We start from the raw sequence: 18,105 nt of genomic DNA on the forward strand, positions 1-18,105 counted from the left end.
GTGACCAGGTGGCGGCCGGGAGGCCCGTGGTGGGCCCGCCCCGCGCCTCCCGTCCGGCACCGGCTCCGTCGCGGACGCCCGCACCGACGCCGTCGTCCGGCGGTGGCGACCGTCCGGTCGTCCACCACGTCGCCACGCCGGCCGCCGCGTCGTACCCTGGACCCATGAGCATGACGGAACCCGGTGGCGGCCTCGACGTGATGGACCGCGAGCTCGAGAAGCTCCTCGAGGACGAGGGGATCGAACCCGGCGATCACGAGCGGTTCTCGCACTACGTGAAGAAGGACAAGATCCTCGAGTCGGCGCTCAGCGGCAAGCCCGTCAAGGCGCTGTGCGGCAAGAAGTGGATCCCCGGACGCGACCCGGAGAAGTTCCCGGTCTGCCCCGACTGCAAGAAGATCTACGAGCGCATGAAGGCGGAGTAGCCGCCGCCCTCAGATCACGAGGGTGGGGACGGCCGGGTCGCCCCGACCGATGCGCGACGCGTCGGCGGGCAACTCGGCCTTCGCCATCTTGTGGTGCTTCCGCGCCGCCTCGACGCCGTTGCTGCCGAGGAACGCGGGGTCGACCTCGCCGTCCGTCACCACCGGGACGAGCAGCGGGCGCTCGTCCGGCCCGACCGAGCCCTGGGTGAGCACGACCTCCGCGGTCGCGATGCCGTTGCGGAGCCGCCGGCCGGCCTCCTTGCGGCCGCCGGTCGACGCCTTGTCGGCGGACTTCTTCGCGACCGGCACCCAGGCCTCGTCCGCGGCGTCACGGTGCGCGACGAGCTTGAACACCATGCCCGCTGCCGGGTGTCCGGAGCCCGACACGACGGACGTGCCGACGCCGTAGGAGTCCACCGGGGCAGCCCGCAGCGCCGCGATCGTGTACTCGTCGAGGTCGTTCGTCACCGTGATCTTCGTCCCGGTCGCGCCGAGCCGGTCGAGCTGCGCCCGGACCGCTGCGACGACGGACGGCAGGTCGCCGGAGTCGATGCGCACCGCCCCGAGCTTCCCGTCGGTGAGCCGCACGGCGGTCTCGACCGCGGCCTCGATGTCGTACGTGTCGACGAGGAGGGTGGTGCCGTTGCCGAGCGCGTCGAGCTGCGAGCGGAACGCCGCCTCCTCGGAGTCGTGCAGGAGCGTGAACGCGTGCGCGGCGGTGCCCATCGTCGGGATGCCCCACGTGCGCCCGGCCTCGAGGTTGCTCGTCGCGCCGAACCCGGCGATGTACGCGGCGCGGGCGGCGGCGACCGCGTTCCACTCGCCCGTGCGGCGGGAGCCCATCTCGGCGAGGGGGCGGTGGTCGGCGGCGGAGACCATGCGCGCGGCGGCGCTCGCGATCGCGGAGTCGGCGTTGAAGATGCTCAGCGCGAGGGTCTCGAGGACGACGGCCTCCGCGAAGGTGCCCTCGATCTGGAGCACGGGCGAGTTCGGGAAGAACACCTCGCCCTCGCGGTAGGCGCGGACGTTCCCGGTGAAGCGGTAGTCGGCAAGCCAGCGTGCCGTGCCCTCGTCGATGACGCCGCGGTCGCGGAGGAACCCGATCTCGTCGTCGCCGAACCGGAAGTCCCCCAGCGCGGTGAGGAAGCGGCCGAGCCCCGCCGCGACGCCGTAGCGTCGGCCGTCGGGCAGGCGACGGGCGAACACCTCGAAGACGCACCGCCGGTCGGCCGTGCCGTCCTTCAGGGCGGCGTCCACCATGGTGAGTTCGTACTGGTCCGTGAGGAGCGCGCTGGTCACCTCCCCGACACTACGGCAGGGGTCCGCCGGGAGGCACGGGGTGGCGGCTGCTGGTCCGGTCAGGCGGGTGGGCAGTCGTGTGGGCACGCGGTCCGCGCGTCGCGTGGTCGGTACGCTGGTGGGTGTGACGGATGCACCGATCGGAGTCTTCGACAGCGGGGTCGGCGGGCTGACGGTGGCGCGGGCGATCATCGACCAGCTGCCGCGCGAGAGCATCCGGTACGTCGGGGACACCCTGCACTCGCCGTACGGGCCGAAGCGCATCGCCGACGTCCGCCGCTACGCGCTCGAGGTGATGGACGACCTCGTCGAGCAGGGCGTCAAGGCGCTGGTCATCGCGTGCAACACCGCGTCCTCCGCCGTGCTCCGCGACGCTCGGGAGCGGTACGAGCAGGCGTACGGCATCCCCGTGGTCGAGGTCATCCAGCCCGCGGCTCGGGCCGCCGTGAAGCAGACGCGCACCGGACGCATCGGGGTGATCGGCACCGTCGGGACGATCGCCTCCCGGGCCTACGAGGACGCGTTCGCTGTCGCCGCCGACGTCACCCTGTCGCTCGCCGCGTGCCCGCGCTTCGTGGAGTTCGTCGAGGCCGGGGACACCTCGTCGCCGGCGCTCCGCGCGGTCGCCGAGCAGTACCTCGCCCCGATCCGGGCCGCCGACGTCGACACGCTGGTCCTCGGCTGCACGCACTACCCGCTGATGTCCGCGGCGATCCAGTACGTCATGGGCCCCGACGTCACCCTCGTCTCGAGCGCCGAGGAGACCGCGAACGACGTCTACCGCCGGCTCGTGGAGCACGGGCTCGAACGGACCACCCCGGAGCCGCCGGACTACGCGTTCGAGGCGACCGGTGACGACAAGAACGGCTTCATCCGGCTCGCCCGGCGCTTCCTCGGTCCCGAGGTCTCGAGCGTCGGCCACCTCCAGACCGGGGCCATCCTGCTGCCCCACACCGAAAGGACGCCATGAGCACCCGCACCGACGGCCGCGCCGCGACCGACCACCGTCCCGTCACGATCGAGCGGGGGTGGAGCACGCAGGCCGAGGGCAGCGCGCTCATCTCCTTCGGCGACACCAAGGTCCTGTGCACCGCGTCGTTCACCAACGGCGTGCCCCGCTGGCTCGCCGGCAAGGGCACCGGGTGGGTCACCGCCGAGTACTCGATGCTGCCCCGCTCGACGAACGAGCGGATGCAGCGCGAGTCGATCAAGGGCAGGGTCGGCGGCCGCACGCACGAGATCTCCCGCCTCATCGGTCGGTCGCTCCGCGCGGTGGTCGACACGAAGGGCCTCGGTGAGAACACCCTCGTGATCGACTGCGACGTGCTGCAGGCCGACGGCGGCACCCGCACGGCCTCGATCACGGGCGCCTACGTGGCGATGGTCGACGCGATCGAGTGGGGCCGTGAGCGCGGCTTCATCGCGAAGAAGGCCACCCCGCTCACCGACAGCGTGCAGGCGATCTCGGTCGGCATCGTCGGGGGCGAGCCGATGCTCGACCTCGCGTACACCGAGGACTCCGCAGCCGACACCGACATGAACATCGTCACGACCGGGTCGGGGAAGTTCATCGAGGTCCAGGGGACCGCCGAGCACGCGCCGTTCGACCGCGACGAGCTGAACACGCTGCTCGACCTCGGCCTCGCGGGCAACGCCTCGCTGGCCGCGATCCAGCGCGAGGTGCTGGGGCAGGCCTCGTGACCGGCCGTCGGGTCGTCCTCGCCAGCCACAACGCCGGCAAGCTCGTCGAGCTGCGCGACATCCTCGGCGATGCGCTCGGCGCCGGTGTGGAGCTGGTCGGCTACGACGGTCCGGAACCCGTCGAGGACGGCGACTCGTACGCCGCGAACGCCCTCATCAAGGCGCGTGCGGCGGTCGCGCACACGGGCCTCCCGGCGCTCGCCGACGACTCCGGCATCGCCGTGGACGCCCTCGACGGTGCCCCCGGCATCCACTCGGCGCGGTACGCGGGTACCCGGGTCGACGCGGACAACATCGCCCTGCTGCTCCGCAACCTCGAGGGCGTGGTCGAGCGGACGGCCGCGTTCGTGTGCGCCGCGGCGTTCGTGACCCCGGACGGCACCGAGCGCGTGTTCGAGGCGGTGTGGAACGGTGAGGTCACCACGGAGCCGATCGGTGACGGGGGCCACGGGTACGACCCGGTGTTCCGGCCGGACGACGCGGACCGGACGTCGGCCGAGCTGACCCGTGACGAGAAGAACGCGCTGAGCCACCGCTCGAAGGCCTTTCGCGGCATCGCGCCGATCGTGCGGGAGTACTTCGGCGCGGAGTAGCGGCCGGTGCCGGTGCCGGTGCCGGTGCCGGTGCCGTGCGGGTCGCCGTGCCGGTGCCGTGCCTGTGTCGGTGTCGGTGGCCTGCGCACAACCGAAGTCGCCCCGAACCACGTGATCACGTGGTTCGGGGCGACTTCGGTTGTGCGAACGCGAACGGGGTGCGAACGCCAACGTGAACGCGAACGCGAACGCGCGGCGCGACGGCGCCGCGCTACTGCGGGTCGACGGCGGGTGCCTGCTGCTGCTCCGCCTGCTTCGCCTTGCGGGCGTTCCGGAAGTAGGTCAGCGCCATGGGGACCACCGTGACCACGACGGCGGCGAGCAGGATGACGTCGATGTAGGAGCGGACGATGTGCGCCACGAACGGGATGTGCCCGATGAAGTAGCCGAGGAACGTGACCCCGACGCCCCAGATGACGGCGCCGATCGCGTTGTAGAGCGAGTACTTCTTGTAGTTCATCCGTCCGACACCGGCCGCGATCGGCAGGAACGTCCGCACGACGGGCACGAAGCGGGCGAGGATCACCGCGAGCGGTCCGAACCGGTGGAAGAACGCGTTCGTCCGGTCGACGTTCGCCTTCGAGAAGAGGCCGCTCTCCTTGCGCTCGAAGATCGGCGGACCGGCCTTCTTGCCGATGTAGTAACCGAGCTCACCGCCGAGGAACGCCGACGCCGCGATCATGAGGGCCGCGACCCAGATCGGGATGCCGCCGATCGCGCCACCGCGGTCGAAGGCGAAGAGGCCGGTGATGACGAGGAGGCTGTCGCCCGGGAAGATGAACCCGACGAGCAGGCCGGTCTCGGCGAAGATGATCGCGCAGACGACGAGCACGGCGACGGCCCCGAAGTGGTCGAGGATGTACTGCGGATCCAGCCAGGGGATCAGGGCGAGAGCGACGGAGTGCATGGTTCTTCCGGTCGGGCGGGCGGGGACACGAGGACGACCCCGCTGATGCGAGGGTACCGTCCCCGGGTGTCCGGACCATCCGCCGTCGGTATGAGTTCGCGGGCATCGTGCGGAGAACCGTCTGTCGTGCGGAAGGAGGGACTCGAACCCTCACGCCGGGGCACAGGAACCTAAATCCTGCGTGTCTACCAATTCCACCACTCCCGCGAGCAGCGGCAGTCTACCGAGCGGGACCGGCGGGGCCGACGCGCACCGTGCCTCCAGGCCGGGTGGACGGCCCGCCGAACGCGACGGACGTCGCGCGCAGCGCCCGTCAGCGCAACCGACGGGGGAGGTACCGCGGGACGTACCGGAGCAGCACGCCCGCACCGACGAGCCCGAGGACACCCATGACGCCGCTCGCCACCGCGATGGAGGCGACGGCGGTGACGCCGGAGATGAGCAGCGGTGCCGCCGCCGAGCCGAAGTCGCCGGTGAAGCGCCAGGCGCCGAGGAACGGGGCCGGGTGGTCCCTCGGCGCGAGGTCCGCACCGAGCGTCATGAGGATCCCGGAGCCGACGCCGTTCGCGAGCGACATCCCGATCGCGATCGCGACGAACCAGCCGACGCGCGCGTCCAGGTGCCCGGACCAGGCGAGCAGGAAGTAGCTGACGCTGAGCCCGAGCATGCACGGGAGCGCGCTCGCGAGCCGTCCCCAACGGTCCATGATCTGCCCGCTCGTGTAGAACAGCGCGAAGTCGACGGCTCCCGCGATGCCGATGACGAGCGCGGCGGTGGAGTCGTCCAGGCCGACGCTCACGGCCCAGAGGGGCAGGATCACCTGCCGTCCGGCGCGGAGCGCACCGATGAGGCCGGCTCCGCTGCCCAGGCGGAGGAGGACCTTGCGGTGCGTGCGGATCGTGCGGAAGAGTCCGTGGGCCTCGTCCTGCACGAACTGCGCGCCGGTGTCGGTGGGCGGTTCCGTCGGGAGGGCCCTGTCGGCCGCGGTCGTCAGGTTCGTCCCGCCCGGCAAGTCCGTCGCGTCCGGCCTGTCCGTCGCGTCCGGCCTGGAGGCGCGGGTCGGCTTCCGGAAGCCGCGTGCGCCCGTCGCCGGGTCACGGATGACGAGGAGCACCACCGCCGCGAGCAGGCAGCAGGTGACGTGGATCCAGAACGCGCTCTGCGTCGCGCCCGTCAGGTGGATCACGCCCGCCGAGACGAACGGACCGACGAAGTAGCCGAAGCGGAACACGCCGCCGAGGCTCGACAGTGCGCGGGCCCGGACGTGGACGGGGATCGCGGTCGTCATGTACGCGTGCCGGGCGAGCGCGAACACCGCGGTGGAGACACCGACGAGGAACACACCGACCGCGAGGACCCAGGGGTTCGGCGACCACACGCACACGAGCAGCCCGACGACCGACACCCCGGCGGCGCCGATCATCGCGTTCCGCTCGCCGATCCGTCCGACGACGACACCGGACGGCACGTCGCCGATGAGTTCGCCGACGAGGATGAGCGAGGCGACGAAGCCCGCGAACGCGAGCCCGGCGCCGAGGTTGTCCGCGGCGATGGGGATGATCGGGATGATCGCTCCCTCGCCGATCGCGAACAGGGCTGCGGGGAGGAAGCCGGACAGGACGACCGCCCGGAGGTCGAAGGCGGGGGTCTCGGAGGGCATCGTTCGCACAACGGTACGCCGGTGCTTACGCTGGACGCATGCGAGTACTGGCAGCGATGAGCGGTGGCGTCGACTCGGCGGTCGCGGCGGCACGGGCCGTCGACGCCGGACACGACGTGGTCGGGGTGCACCTGGCCCTCAGCCGGATGCCCGGCACGCTCCGCACGGGCAGCCGGGGCTGCTGCACGATCGAGGACTCCATGGACGCCCAGCGCGCGGCGTCGGTGCTGGGCATCCCGTACTACGTGTGGGACTTCTCGGCGCGGTTCAAGGAGGACGTCGTCGACGACTTCGTGGCCGAGTACCAGGCCGGCCGGACGCCGAACCCCTGCATGCGCTGCAACGAGCGGATCAAGTTCGCGGCGCTCCTCGAGAAGGCGCTCGCCCTCGGCTTCGACGCGGTCGCGACCGGGCACTACGCGTCGATCGTCACCGCACCGGACGGCTCCCGTGAGCTGCACCGCGCCGCGGCGTGGGCGAAGGACCAGTCCTACGTGCTCGGCGTGCTGACCGCCGAGCAGCTCCAGCACGCGATGTTCCCGCTCGGTGCGACGCCCTCGAAGGACGAGGTCCGGGCCGAGGCCGCCGCCCGCGGGTTGACCGTGGCGCAGAAGCCGGACTCGTACGACATCTGCTTCATCCCCGACGGTGACACCCGCGGCTGGCTCGCGGACCGGGTCGGCACGGCCCCCGGTGACGTCGTCGAGCGCGACGGGACGGTCGTGGGGGAGCACCAGGGCGCGACGGGCTACACCGTCGGGCAGCGGCGCGGCCTGCACCTCGGTCGTCCGGCGCCGGACGGCAAGCCGCGGTTCGTGCTCGAGATCCGACCGAAGGAGAACACGGTCGTGGTGGGGCCGAAGGAGGCGCTCGACGTGTCCTCGATGTCCGGCGCCCGCTTCACCTGGGCCGGCACGGCCCCGGCCGACCCGTCGGTGCCGTTCGCCTGCGACGTGCAGATCCGCGCCCACGCCGACCCGGTGGCGGCGACCGCCCGGGTGTCGGACGGCCGGCTCGTCATCGACGTGGACGAGCCGCTGTCCGGGGTGGCCCCCGGGCAGACGGCCGTGGTGTACGTCGGCACGCGCGTGCTCGGGCAGTGCACGATCGACGCGACGGTGTCGGCGGTGCCGGTCGACGCGACGTCGGCGGTGTCGGTCGACGCTTGAACGCGGCGCTCCCGGGGCGGACCGCGGCTGCGCGCCCGGTCGGTGGTTGCCGGTAGAACTGAGGCATGAGCGACAGCACGCCCGACGACGCGACCTTCGAGACGACGGCCCCGTCCGAGCTCGACGCAGCACAATCCGCGCGCGAGGTCGAACGGCTCCGTGCGCGCATCACCGAGCTGCGGCACGAGTACTACGAGGGCAACGCCTCCACCGCGTCGGACGCCGACTACGACGCGCTGCAGCACCGGCTCGCTGCGATCGAGGAGCTCCACCCGGAACTCCTGACCGAGGACAGCCCGACGCAGACCGTCGGCGGGCAGGCGCAGACGACCCAGTTCGCGCCGGTCGAGCACGCCGAGCGCATGCTCAGCCTCGACAACGTCTTCAGCCCCGAGGAGCTGACCGACTGGGCGACGAAGGTCGAGCGCGACGCCGGCGCCGAGCGGGTGCGGTGGCTCACCGAGCTCAAGATCGACGGTCTCGCCATCAACCTCCGGTACGAGGACGGTCGACTCGTCTCGGCTGCGACGCGCGGCGACGGTGTCGTGGGTGAGGACGTCACGGGCAACGTCCGGACGATGGGGACGATCCCGGACCGCCTGGCCGGCACGGGGCACCCGCCGATCGTCGAGGTCCGGGGCGAGATCTTCTTCCCGGTCGCCGAGTTCGACGAGCTCAACGCGAAGCAGCGCGAGGCGGGTGAGAAGGTCTTCGCGAACCCGCGCAACGCCGCTGCCGGCTCCCTCCGGCAGAAGGAGGAGGGCAAGTCCGAGGCGAAGCGTGCGCTCATGGTCGACCGCCTGCGTCGGCTCCGGATGCTCGTGCACGGCATCGGCGCGTGGCCCGTGCGGGAGCTCGAGCGCACGACCGAGGCCCACTCCCAGTCCGAGGTCTACGAGCTGCTCCAGACGTGGGGGCTGCCGACGAGTTCGCACTACCGCGTGTTCGACACCGTGGACGAGGTCCTCGGCTTCGTCCGTGACTACGGCGACCGCCGTGCATCGGTCGAGCACCAGATCGACGGCATCGTGATCAAGGTCGACGACCTCGCGCTGCACGAGGAGCTCGGCTCGACCTCGCGTGCGCCGCGGTGGGCGATCGCGTACAAGTACCCGCCGGAAGAGGTCCACACGAAGCTGCTCGACATCGTGGTGAGCGTGGGGCGCACCGGCCGTGCGACCCCGTTCGCGTCGATGGAGCCGGCGGAGGTCGCGGGGTCGGTCGTCCGCCAGGCGACGCTGCACAACCAGGACGTCGTCAAGGCGAAGGGCGTGCTCATCGGCGACACCGTCGTCCTCCGGAAGGCCGGCGACGTCATCCCCGAGGTGCTCGGCCCGGTCGTCGAGCTGCGCGACGGCTCGGAGCGCGAGTTCGTCATGCCCGCCTCGTGCCCGGAGTGCGGGACGCCCCTGGCCCCCGCGAAGGAAGGCGACAAGGACCTGCGGTGCCCGAACGCGAAGAGCTGCCCCGCGCAGGTCCGTGGCCGGGTGGAGCACATCGCGTCGCGCGGCTCGCTCGACATCGAGGGGCTGGGCGAGGTCGCCGCTGCGGCCCTGACCCAGCCGCTGCACCCGGAGACCCCGCCGCTGGTCACCGAGGCCGGACTCTTCGACCTGACGATGGAGGACATCGTCCCGATCGAGGTGATCGTCCGCGACGCCGAGACCGGCATGCAGAAGACCGACGACGCCGGCGTCCCGAAGCGCGTGACGCCGTTCAGCCGCGCCCGCAAGAAGACCGACCCGCCGTTCGACCCGGATGCCCGTGGCGCCGACTACACGGGCGAGCCGAGCCGGTACCCGTCGAAGAACGCGTTCGAGATGCTCGCGAACATCGACGCCGCGAAGACGAAGGACCTCTGGCGGCAGCTCGTGGCGCTGAACATCCGGCACGTCGGACCGGTCGCCGCTCGGGCACTCGCCACGCACTTCGGGTCCCTCGAGGCGATCCGCGCGGCCTCGCGCGACGACCTCGCGGCGGTCGACGGTGTCGGCGGGATCATCGCCGATGCCCTGCTCGACTGGTTCGACGTGGACTGGCACCGCGACATCGTCGACCGGTGGACCGCCGCCGGCGTGCGCTTCGCGATCCCCGGGCACCCCGGGCCCGGTGCGGCCGCGGCCGAGGGTGGGGTCCTGACCGGCGTGACCGTCGTCGCGACCGGGTCGCTCGAGGGGTACACGCGTGAGGGAGCGCTCGAGGCGATCATGGCCGCGGGTGGCAAGGCCGCGTCGAGTGTGAGCAAGAAGACCGACTTCGTCGCGGCCGGGCCCGGGGCCGGGTCGAAGCTGACGAAGGCCGAGCAACTCGGGGTCCGGATCATCGATGCCGAGCAGTTCCGTCTCCTCGTGACCGAGGGTCCGGAGGCGCTCGGTGACGCCACAGAGGGCCCGGCCGAGGGCTGAGACGCCCTCAGGAGCACAGCCCCCTCGTGTCCGCGGAGAGCGGCACACCCTCCGGCACACCCAATTGGGGGGTCAAGTTGCAACGCGCATGTTCCCAGACGGGCCGATCTCCGTAGACTCGACGAAGCATCACTCGCCGTCTGCAGGGAGACGACGAGACGGCCTTCCCGGGGGAGACCCGATTGCTGCTCATCGCCGCGGCTCTGCTCACCGCCTCGATGCACTCGCTGGGAGTGGTCGAGGCCCCTGCCGTGCCCGCTCCCGCCCCGCAGGCCGTCGTGCACACCGCAGGGCAGGTCCTCAAGGGGCTCTCAGTACCCCCGATCGGAGCGGTCGGGGGACAGGTCGACGCCGACGCGGTGGCCCACGCCCCGGGCAGCGTGTTCCTCGACGACCTCGCGTCGATGCCGACGGCGGACCTCCGGCGCGTCGCTGCCGATCCGGCGGTCGTGGACACCGTGCAGGACGACCCACCGACCGCGCGGCAGGTCGCGTCGTGGTGGGCCGGACTCGGTGACGACGAGCAGCAGGTGCTGGAGACCCTCGCCCCGGGCGTCGTCGGCAACCTCGAGGGCGTGCCGTACGCCGTCCGGGACCGTGCGAACCGCACCACGCTCACCGCCGCGCTCGCCGACCCCGCCACGCCGGCCGCGGAGACCGCGATGCTCGGGCAGGTCCGCCGGTCGCTGGTGTCCGAAGCCGGCGACCCGCGACGTGCGCTCATCACCCTCGACACCCGTGGCGCCGGACGGGCAGCGATCGCGATCGGGGACCTCGAGAGCGCCGCGGACGTGACCGTCGTCGTCCCGGGGATGTTCTTCACCGTCACGGGGCAGATGTACGACTTCACCGACACCGCCAACGACCTCGCAACGGAGCAGGCGACCCTCGCGCCCGTCGCCGCCGCTGGGCACGGGCACGGCGTCGCCGTCGTGGCGTGGATGGGGTACCGCACGCCGGACCTCTCGAACATCCTGTCGCTCTCGCTCGCACGGACCGGGGCCGAGCGGCTCGATCGTGCGGTGACCGGGCTGCGGGAGGTCCGTGGTGCCGAGCAGCCGCGGCTCAACATCGTCGCCCACTCGTACGGATCGACGACGTCGCTCATCGCCCTGGCATCGGGTCGGATGCACGCGGACAGCCTCACCGTGCTCGGGTCGCCCGGCAGCTCGGTCCGGACGGCATCGCAGCTCGCGGTGCCCTCGGGCGAGGTGTACGTCGGAGGAGCGCACAGCGACCCGATCGCCGGGTCCGGGTACTTCGGCACCGATCCCGGCTCGGCGTCCTTCGGCTCGACCCTGCTCGACCTCGCCGGGGACGCGGACACCAGTGCGGCGGGCGACGTGTTCCGTCGTCCGTCGGGACACAACGACTACCTCAAGCCCGGCACGGCTTCCCTGCACGACGTGGCTCTCATCGCCGTCGGCCGGGGCGACCTGGTGCGGGAACAGCTCCGACGGGGCGAAGGCAGCGGCGGCGGTGGCGTGCCGGGGACACCGGACATGTACCTGGTCCGTCCGCAGGACGTCCAGCAGCGCGACTGACGCGCTCATGCGACCGGGTGGGGACGCGTGCCCCGCGCACCGGACGGTGCGACGGGCTCCTCGCGCCGTGTCCCGGCCAGGGCCGGGCGCGGGCCGGCCACGGTCGCGACCTTTCACCCAGGGCGGGCACCGCGACCGCGACCGCGCACCGTGACCCGATCGTGACCGGCGGCCGGTCCGCCCGGCGCGCACCGTGCCTCCCGGCCGGATCCGCGGTTCCACGCGGGACGCGAGCCGCGCGCCGGTCAGCCTGAGCGACAACCTGAGCGACGGCGCAGTCTGCGGTGGTTCCGGGGCAGAACCAACCCAGGGCGCCCACCTAGCGTGCTCGCCATGCGTGTGATCCGGTGGCCGGCGGCCCTCCTGACCTTCCTCGGCATGTCCGTCCTCGCGGGGCTGCTCGTGACGGTGGCGGTCACGCCCGCCGTGGCCGTCGTCGGCGAGGGGGCCTCGAGCGCTGCCTCGTTCTTCGAGGACCTGCCCGACTACCTCGACATCCAGACGCCGCAGCAGGTGTCCGCCGTCTACGCGACGAAGGACGGCAAGCAGGTCAAGATCGCGTCCTTCTACGCCGAGAACCGGACGAACGTGACGAGCGCGCAGATGGCGAAGACCCTGAAGCAGGCCGCGATCGACACCGAGGACCCCCGCTTCTACGACGAGGGCGGCATCGACGTCATCGGCACCCTCCGCGGCGCTGCGGCGACCGCGGTCGGCGGCGACGTGCAGGGCGGGTCGAGCATCACGCAGCAGTACGTGAAGAACGTCCTCGTGCAGCAGTGCGAGTCGCTGACCGGCAAGGACGCGGCCGACACGCAGAAGAAGGTCGACGCCTGCTACGCGGACGCGGCCGGCGTCACCCCGCAGCGCAAGCTGCAGGAGATGCGGTACGCCATCGCCGTGAACAAGAAGTACTCGAAGGACCAGATCCTCACCGGGTACCTCAACATCGTCGGACTCGGCGGCCGGGTCTACGGCGCCGAGGCCGGTGCGGAGTACTACTTCGGGGTGCACGCGAAGGACCTGTCCCTCGTGCAGTCCGCCACGCTCGTCGCGATCCTCAACAACCCGTCGAACCTGCGCATCGACCAGCCGAGCGACAAGGACAACGGCAAGGCGAACGGGTACGCGCTCACGAAGGAGCGTCGCGACTACGTCCTCCGGCGGATGGAGGCGCACCACTCGATCACGAAGGCGCAGATGACCGCGGCCATCGCGACGCCGATCCAGCCGAAGATCACCGCGACGGCGAACGGCTGCTCGACCGCCGCCACCGGCTTCGACGCGGGCTACTTCTGCGACTACGTCCGAGACCAGGTGCTGCAGGACCCGGCGTTCGGCGCGACCGCGGCGGAGCGGATCAACACCCTCGACACCAAGGGGCTCCAGATCCACACCTCGCTCGACCTCGACCTGCAGGCGCAGGGGCAGGCGGCGCTGTCCTCGTACGTGCCGGCCACCATGGCAGGCGTCGATGTCGGCGGCTCCAACGTCACGGTGGAACCCGGGACCGGACGCATCCTGTCGATGGTGCAGAACACCGCCTACACGCAGGGCGACAGCAGCGCGCCGGGCACGACCGCCGTGAACTACAGCGCGGACACCGCGTACGGCAACTCCGGCGGGTTCCAGACCGGTTCGACGTTCAAGGTGTTCACGCTCGCGGAGTGGCTCGCCACCGGCCACACGCTGAGCGACTCGGTCAGCACGACCGAGCACTCGTACCCGACGTCCGAGTTCACGAACTCCTGCGCGAACATCGCCGGGCCGAACTGGAACGTCGCGAACGCCGAGGCGGTCCCGGCCTCGATGAGCGTCCAGGACGCCACGAGCGAGTCGATCAACACCGCGTTCGCCGCGATGGGCAAGCAGCTCGACCTGTGCAACATCGCGAACCTCGCGCAGAAGATGGGCATCCACCTCGCGAATGGCGGGAAGATCAGCTCGGTCCCGTCGATGATCCTCGGGACGAACAACCTGTCGCCGATCGACCTCGCCGAGGCGTACGCGGGCTTCGCGAACGACGGCATCGTCTGCACCCCGACCGCGATCGACTCCGTGACCGAGGCCGACGGCACGAAGATCTCGCCGACGAAGTCGTCCTGCACGCAGGGCGTGGACCCGTCCGTCGCGGGCACGGTGGACTACGCGCTCCAGGGCGTGCTGAAGGGCAACGGCACGGCTGTCACCGCGAACCCGAACGACGGGGTGCCCAAGTTCGCGAAGACCGGTACGACCGACAGCGACGTGCAGAACTGGCTCGTCGCGTCGACGACGAAGTACACGAACGCGACGTGGATCGGGAACGTGCAGGGGAACGTCGGGCTCGCGAACACGCCGTTCCTGCAGGGCACGACCGGGTACAGCGCGAAGTTCGGGGTCGGCAAGCAGATGATGACCTACCTCGACGGGCACTACGGCGGCGATGCGCTGCCGACGCCGGACCCGGCGATGATCGGACACGCGTCCTCGTCCTCGTCCGCGTCGTCCTCGTCTTCTTCGTCGTCCTCGTCGGGTTCGCAGTCCGGCGACGGGGCGGGGACGCCCGCGACGCCTGGAGACCAGGCGACGAGCGGGACCCAGCAGCAGCCGGGGCAGCAGCAGACGGGTGCGCCGGCGGCGCCTGCCGACACGACCGGGAAGACCGGGAAGACCGGGAAGACCGGCGGAGCGGGCACGGGCGGCGCGTCCGGGAAGTGACGGCCGGGAGGCGCGGCTCGGCCCCGCCTCGCCGGACCACCCCGACCGTCGTGACCCGGGCACGGTCGGTCCGGGCGTCCGCAATAGACTGGTGCGCATCCCACGAACGCAATCGACGGAGCACCATGCCTGACATCACGAGCGAGCAGGTCGCCCACCTGGCGAGCCTCGCGCGTATCGCACTCACGCCCGACGAGATCGAGAAGATGACCGGGGAGCTCGCGCACATCGTCGAGAGCGTGGCCCGGGTCACCGAGGTCGCGACGCCCGACGTCCCGGCGACGAGCCACCCGGTCCCGCTCGAGAACGTCACCCGCCCGGACGAGGTCGGCACGACCCTCACGCAGGAGCAGGCGCTCTCCGGCGCGCCCGACTCCGACGGTGAGCGGTTCCGCGTCACCGCCATCCTCGGCGAAGAGCAGTAAGGGGACACGACCGTGACCGACATCACCAAGCTGAGCGCCGCCGCGCTCGCCGACGCGCTCGTCGCACGCGACGTCTCGAGCGTCGAGGCCACGCAGGCCCACCTCGACCGCATCGCCGCCGTCGACGGCGACGTGCACGCCTTCCTCCACGTCAACGACAACGCACTGGCCGTCGCGAAGTCCGTCGACTCCCGCCGCGCCGTCGGGGACGAGCTCGGGGCGCTCGCCGGCATGCCCGTGGCCGTCAAGGACGTCCTCTGCACCCAGGACATGCCGACGACCTCCGGCTCGAAGATCCTCGAGGGCTGGCGGCCCCCGTACGACGCGACCCCGGTCGCCAAGCTGCGCGCCGCCGGCCTCGTGCCGATCGGCAAGACCAACATGGACGAGTTCGCCATGGGGTCGACCACGCAGTTCTCGGCCTACGGCCCGACGCACAACCCGTGGGACCTCGACCGCGTGCCCGGCGGCTCCGGCGGTGGCTCGGCGGCGGCGGTCGCCGCGTACGAGGCGCCCCTCGCGCTCGGCTCCGACACCGGCGGTTCGATCCGGCAGCCCGGCGCCTTCACCGGCACCGTCGGCGTGAAGCCCACGTACGGCGGCGTGAGCCGGTACGGTGCGATCGCCCTCGCGTCGTCGCTCGACCAGATCGGTCCGGTGTCGCGGACGGTGCTCGACGCCGCGCTGCTGCACGACGTCATCGGCGGGCACGACCCCCGTGACTCGACCTCGATCCCGGGGGAGTGGCCCTCGATGGCCGACGCCGCTCGTGCCGGGCTCCAGGCCGACACGCTGCGTGGCCTGAAGGTCGGGGTCGTCAAGGAGCTCGCCGGTGGCGAGGGCTTCCAGGCCGGCGTCACGCAGCGCTTCCAGGAGACCGTCGCGCTCCTCGAGTCGGCGGGTGCCGAGGTCGTCGAGATCGACGCCCCCTCCTTCGCCTACGCGATCAGCGCGTACTACCTGATCCTCCCGGCCGAGGCGTCGTCGAACCTCGCCAAGTTCGACTCGGTGCGCTTCGGCCTGCGCGTCACGCCCGAGAACGGTGCGACGGTCGAGGACGTCATGGCCGCCACGCGCGAGGTCGGCTTCGGCCCCGAGGTCAAGCGACGCATCATCCTCGGCACGTACGCGCTGAGCGCCGGCTACTACGACGCCTACTACGGCTCGGCGCAGAAGGTCCGCACGCTCGTGCAGCGTGACTTCGCGGCCGCGTTCGAGCAGGTCGACCTGCTCCTCAGCCCCTCGGCGCCGACCACCGCCCTGCCGTTCGGCGACCGCATGGACGACCCGCTGGCGATGTACCTCAACGACCTCACCACGATCCCCGCGAACCTCGCGGGCGTGCCCGGCATGAGCATCCCGAACGGCCTCGCGCCGGAGGACTCGCTGCCGACCGGCGTGCAGCTCATGGCGCCGCAGCGCGAGGACGCCCGGCTCTACCGCTACGGCGCCGCGCTGGAGCGTCTGCTCGAGCAGCAGTGGGGCGCCCCGCTCATCGACCGAATCCCCGACCTGGACGCCTCCCAGCAGTCGGCCGCGCAGGAAGGCGTGATCTGATGGCGCAGAAGGAAGCCCTGATGGACTTCGACGAGGCACTCGAACGGTACGAGCCGGTGCTCGGGTTCGAGGTGCACGTCGAGCTCGGCACGAAGACCAAGATGTTCTCCGACGCGCCGAACTTCTTCGGCGGCGAGCCGAACACGAACGTGACGCCGGTCGACCTCGGGCTGCCCGGGTCGCTGCCGGTCGTGAACGAGCAGGCGGTCCGGTACTCGATCAGCCTCGGGCTCGCGCTCGGCTGCTCGATCGCCGAGTCGTCGCGGTTCGCGCGGAAGAACTACTTCTACCCGGACAACCCGAAGAACTACCAGATCTCGCAGTACGACGAGCCGATCGCCTACGAGGGCGAGGTCGAGGTCGAGCTCGCCGACGGCACCATCTTCCAGGTGCCGATCGAGCGCGCCCACATGGAGGAGGACGCCGGCAAGCTCACGCACGTCGGCGGTGCCACCGGTCGCATCCAGGGCGCGGAGTACTCGCTCGTCGACTACAACCGTGCTGGTGTCCCGCTCGTCGAGATCGTCACGAAGCCGATCTTCGGTGCCGAGCACCGTGCTCCCGAACTCGGGGCGGCGTACGTGCAGGTCATCCGCGACCTCGTCCGTGCGCTCGGTGTCTCAGAGGCTCGCATGGAGCGCGGCAACCTCCGCTGCGACGCGAACATCTCGCTCCGCCCGCGCGGGCAGGAGAAGCTCGGAACCCGCACCGAGACGAAGAACGTCAACTCGTTCCGGTCGGTCGAGCGCGCCATCCGCTACGAGATCCAGCGGCAGGCGGCGATCCTCGCGGCCGGCGGCACGATCACGCAGGAGACCCGCCACTGGCACGAGGACACCGGCCGGACGTCGGCCGGCCGTCCGAAGTCGGACGCGGACGACTACCGCTACTTCCCCGAGCCCGACCTCCTGCCGGTCGTGCCGGACCCCGCGCTCGTCGAGGAGCTCCGTGCCGCGCTGCCCGAGGCGCCGGTCGCGCGTCGTCGCCGGCTCAGGGGCGAGTGGGGCTTCGCCGACCTGGAGTTCCAGGACGTCGTCAACGGCGGCCTGCTCGACGAGGTGGAGGGCACCGTCGCTGCCGGTGCGGTGCCGCAGGCCGCACGCAAGTGGTGGACGGGTGAGATCACCCGCGTCGCAAACGCCCAGGACGCAGCCGCCGGTGACCTCGTCTCCCCGCAGCACGTCGCCGAGCTCATCGCGCTGGTCGAGTCCGGTGACCTCACCGACCGCCTCGCGCGCCAGGTGCTCGAGGGCGTCATCGCCGGTGAGGGATCGCCCGCCGAGGTCGTCGAGTCCCGTGGACTGAAGGTCGTCTCGGACGACTCCGCGCTCACGGCGGCGGTCGACCAGGCGCTCGCAGCGCAGCCCGACGTCCTCGCGAAGATCAAGGACGGCAAGGTCCAGGCCGCCGGAGCGATCATCGGCGCGGTCATGAAGGCCATGCAGGGCCAGGCCGACGCGGCCCGCGTCCGCGAGCTCGTGCTCGAGCGCGCGCAGCAGTAGCGAACCGCTCCGCTGTGCCCCGCTCGCCCGCGCGCGACGAGGCCGGCGGAACAGGTTCCGGACACAGCACCGTGGTTCTCCACGGTGCTGTGTCCGTTCCACGGTGCTGTGTCCGTTCCACGGTGCTGTGTCAACCCGGTGTCGTGCCGACGTCACGGGCACGACGGCTGCCGTGGCGCGCAACCTGGGGACGCGTCAGCGACTCGGTGACAGGATGA

At 71.5% G+C, this 18,105-nt stretch carries 14 protein-coding genes and 1 tRNA gene; 11 read left to right on the forward strand and 4 right to left on the reverse strand.

The window, feature by feature from the left end; translation table 11 throughout:
* Positions 1–164: 164 nt before the first annotated feature.
* The gene (locus tag ABC270_RS06505; protein WP_022904204.1) at positions 165–425 is read left to right on the forward strand and encodes a DUF3039 domain-containing protein; all 261 of its coding nucleotides are present in this window, start codon (positions 165–167) and stop codon (positions 423–425) included.
* Positions 426–434: 9 nt separating this feature from the next.
* On the opposite strand, the gene ABC270_RS06510 is transcribed toward ABC270_RS06505, so the two are convergent.
* A complete protein-coding gene (locus ABC270_RS06510; protein ID WP_412880033.1) occupies positions 435–1,724 on the reverse strand; it encodes a nicotinate phosphoribosyltransferase in 1,290 nt (429 codons plus the stop codon).
* A 124-nt stretch (positions 1,725–1,848) separates the two neighbouring features.
* Here ABC270_RS06510 and murI point away from each other — a divergent pair, with 124 nt between their 5' ends.
* Genes murI through rdgB form a run of 3 tightly spaced genes read left to right on the forward strand, consistent with a single transcriptional unit; the run spans position 1,849 to position 4,018 of the window.
* The gene (murI, locus tag ABC270_RS06515; protein ID WP_412880034.1) at positions 1,849–2,694 is read left to right on the forward strand and encodes a glutamate racemase; all 846 of its coding nucleotides are present in this window, start codon (positions 1,849–1,851) and stop codon (positions 2,692–2,694) included.
* Positions 2,691–3,425 carry a ribonuclease PH gene (gene rph, locus ABC270_RS06520; RefSeq protein WP_412880035.1) on the forward strand — a complete coding sequence of 245 codons (735 nt, stop codon included), beginning with the start codon at positions 2,691–2,693 and terminating at the stop codon, positions 3,423–3,425. Before murI ends, rph begins: the two co-directional genes overlap by 4 nt.
* Entirely contained in the window at positions 3,422–4,018 is a 597-nt protein-coding gene (gene rdgB, locus ABC270_RS06525; protein ID WP_412880036.1) for an RdgB/HAM1 family non-canonical purine NTP pyrophosphatase, read from the forward strand. Before rph ends, rdgB begins: the two co-directional genes overlap by 4 nt.
* Before the next feature lie 211 nt (positions 4,019–4,229).
* Here rdgB and ABC270_RS06530 read toward each other — a convergent pair whose 3' ends face one another.
* From ABC270_RS06530 to ABC270_RS06540, 3 genes are all read right to left on the reverse strand, one after another.
* On the reverse strand, positions 4,230–4,925 hold the full coding sequence (locus ABC270_RS06530; RefSeq protein ID WP_412880037.1) for a DedA family protein: 696 nt from the start codon (positions 4,923–4,925) through the stop codon (positions 4,230–4,232).
* Between the two features lie 127 nt (positions 4,926–5,052).
* Positions 5,053–5,132 (reverse strand) — tRNA-Leu (locus ABC270_RS06535).
* Positions 5,133–5,238: 106 nt separating this feature from the next.
* The gene (locus ABC270_RS06540; protein WP_412880038.1) at positions 5,239–6,585 is read right to left on the reverse strand and encodes an MFS transporter; all 1,347 of its coding nucleotides are present in this window, start codon (positions 6,583–6,585) and stop codon (positions 5,239–5,241) included.
* Positions 6,586–6,623: 38 nt separating this feature from the next.
* Here ABC270_RS06540 and mnmA point away from each other — a divergent pair, with 38 nt between their 5' ends.
* From mnmA to gatB, 7 genes are all read left to right on the forward strand, one after another.
* On the forward strand, positions 6,624–7,754 hold the full coding sequence (mnmA, locus tag ABC270_RS06545) for a tRNA 2-thiouridine(34) synthase MnmA (RefSeq protein ID WP_412880039.1): 1,131 nt from the start codon (positions 6,624–6,626) through the stop codon (positions 7,752–7,754).
* A 65-nt stretch (positions 7,755–7,819) separates the two neighbouring features.
* A complete protein-coding gene (gene ligA / locus ABC270_RS06550; RefSeq protein ID WP_412880040.1) occupies positions 7,820–10,159 on the forward strand; it encodes an NAD-dependent DNA ligase LigA in 2,340 nt (779 codons plus the stop codon).
* Positions 10,160–10,341: 182 nt separating this feature from the next.
* Positions 10,342–11,703, forward strand: coding sequence for an alpha/beta hydrolase (locus tag ABC270_RS06555; RefSeq protein ID WP_412880041.1), 1,362 nt, complete (start codon positions 10,342–10,344; stop codon positions 11,701–11,703).
* A gap of 333 nt (positions 11,704–12,036) precedes the next feature.
* Positions 12,037–14,403 carry a transglycosylase domain-containing protein gene (locus ABC270_RS06560; RefSeq protein ID WP_412880042.1) on the forward strand — a complete coding sequence of 789 codons (2,367 nt, stop codon included), beginning with the start codon at positions 12,037–12,039 and terminating at the stop codon, positions 14,401–14,403.
* Positions 14,404–14,528: 125 nt separating this feature from the next.
* Complete coding sequence (gene gatC, locus ABC270_RS06565) at positions 14,529–14,828, forward strand: Asp-tRNA(Asn)/Glu-tRNA(Gln) amidotransferase subunit GatC (protein ID WP_058725353.1); 300 nt, start codon at positions 14,529–14,531, stop codon at positions 14,826–14,828.
* Positions 14,829–14,840: 12 nt separating this feature from the next.
* Complete coding sequence (gene gatA, locus ABC270_RS06570; protein ID WP_412880043.1) at positions 14,841–16,385, forward strand: Asp-tRNA(Asn)/Glu-tRNA(Gln) amidotransferase subunit GatA; 1,545 nt, start codon at positions 14,841–14,843, stop codon at positions 16,383–16,385.
* Positions 16,385–17,887, forward strand: a complete 1,503-nt coding sequence (gatB, locus tag ABC270_RS06575; protein ID WP_412880044.1) for an Asp-tRNA(Asn)/Glu-tRNA(Gln) amidotransferase subunit GatB — start codon at positions 16,385–16,387, stop codon at positions 17,885–17,887. The genes gatA and gatB overlap by 1 nt, the downstream gene beginning before the upstream one ends.
* Positions 17,888–18,105: the final 218 nt, after the last annotated feature.

The sequence above is a fragment of the Curtobacterium phoenicis genome (genome assembly GCF_047238015.1).
Lineage (GTDB): Bacteria > Actinomycetota > Actinomycetes > Actinomycetales > Microbacteriaceae > Curtobacterium.

What these genes read in the sequence shown, in the direction of transcription:
- ABC270_RS06505 (WP_022904204.1), top strand. Translation starts at nt 165, where the DNA reads ATGAGCATGACGGAACCCGGTGGCGGCCTCGACGTGATGGACCGCGAG.
- rph (WP_412880035.1), top strand. Translation starts at nt 2,691, where the DNA reads ATGAGCACCCGCACCGACGGCCGCGCCGCGACCGACCACCGTCCCGTC.
- ABC270_RS06530 (WP_412880037.1), bottom strand. Translation starts at nt 4,925, where the DNA reads ATGCACTCCGTCGCTCTCGCCCTGATCCCCTGGCTGGATCCGCAGTAC.
- ABC270_RS06540 (WP_412880038.1), bottom strand. Translation starts at nt 6,585, where the DNA reads ATGCCCTCCGAGACCCCCGCCTTCGACCTCCGGGCGGTCGTCCTGTCC.
- mnmA (WP_412880039.1), top strand. Translation starts at nt 6,624, where the DNA reads ATGCGAGTACTGGCAGCGATGAGCGGTGGCGTCGACTCGGCGGTCGCG.
- ligA (WP_412880040.1), top strand. Translation starts at nt 7,820, where the DNA reads ATGAGCGACAGCACGCCCGACGACGCGACCTTCGAGACGACGGCCCCG.
- ABC270_RS06560 (WP_412880042.1), top strand. Translation starts at nt 12,037, where the DNA reads ATGCGTGTGATCCGGTGGCCGGCGGCCCTCCTGACCTTCCTCGGCATG.
- gatC (WP_058725353.1), top strand. Translation starts at nt 14,529, where the DNA reads ATGCCTGACATCACGAGCGAGCAGGTCGCCCACCTGGCGAGCCTCGCG.
- gatB (WP_412880044.1), top strand. Translation starts at nt 16,385, where the DNA reads ATGGCGCAGAAGGAAGCCCTGATGGACTTCGACGAGGCACTCGAACGG.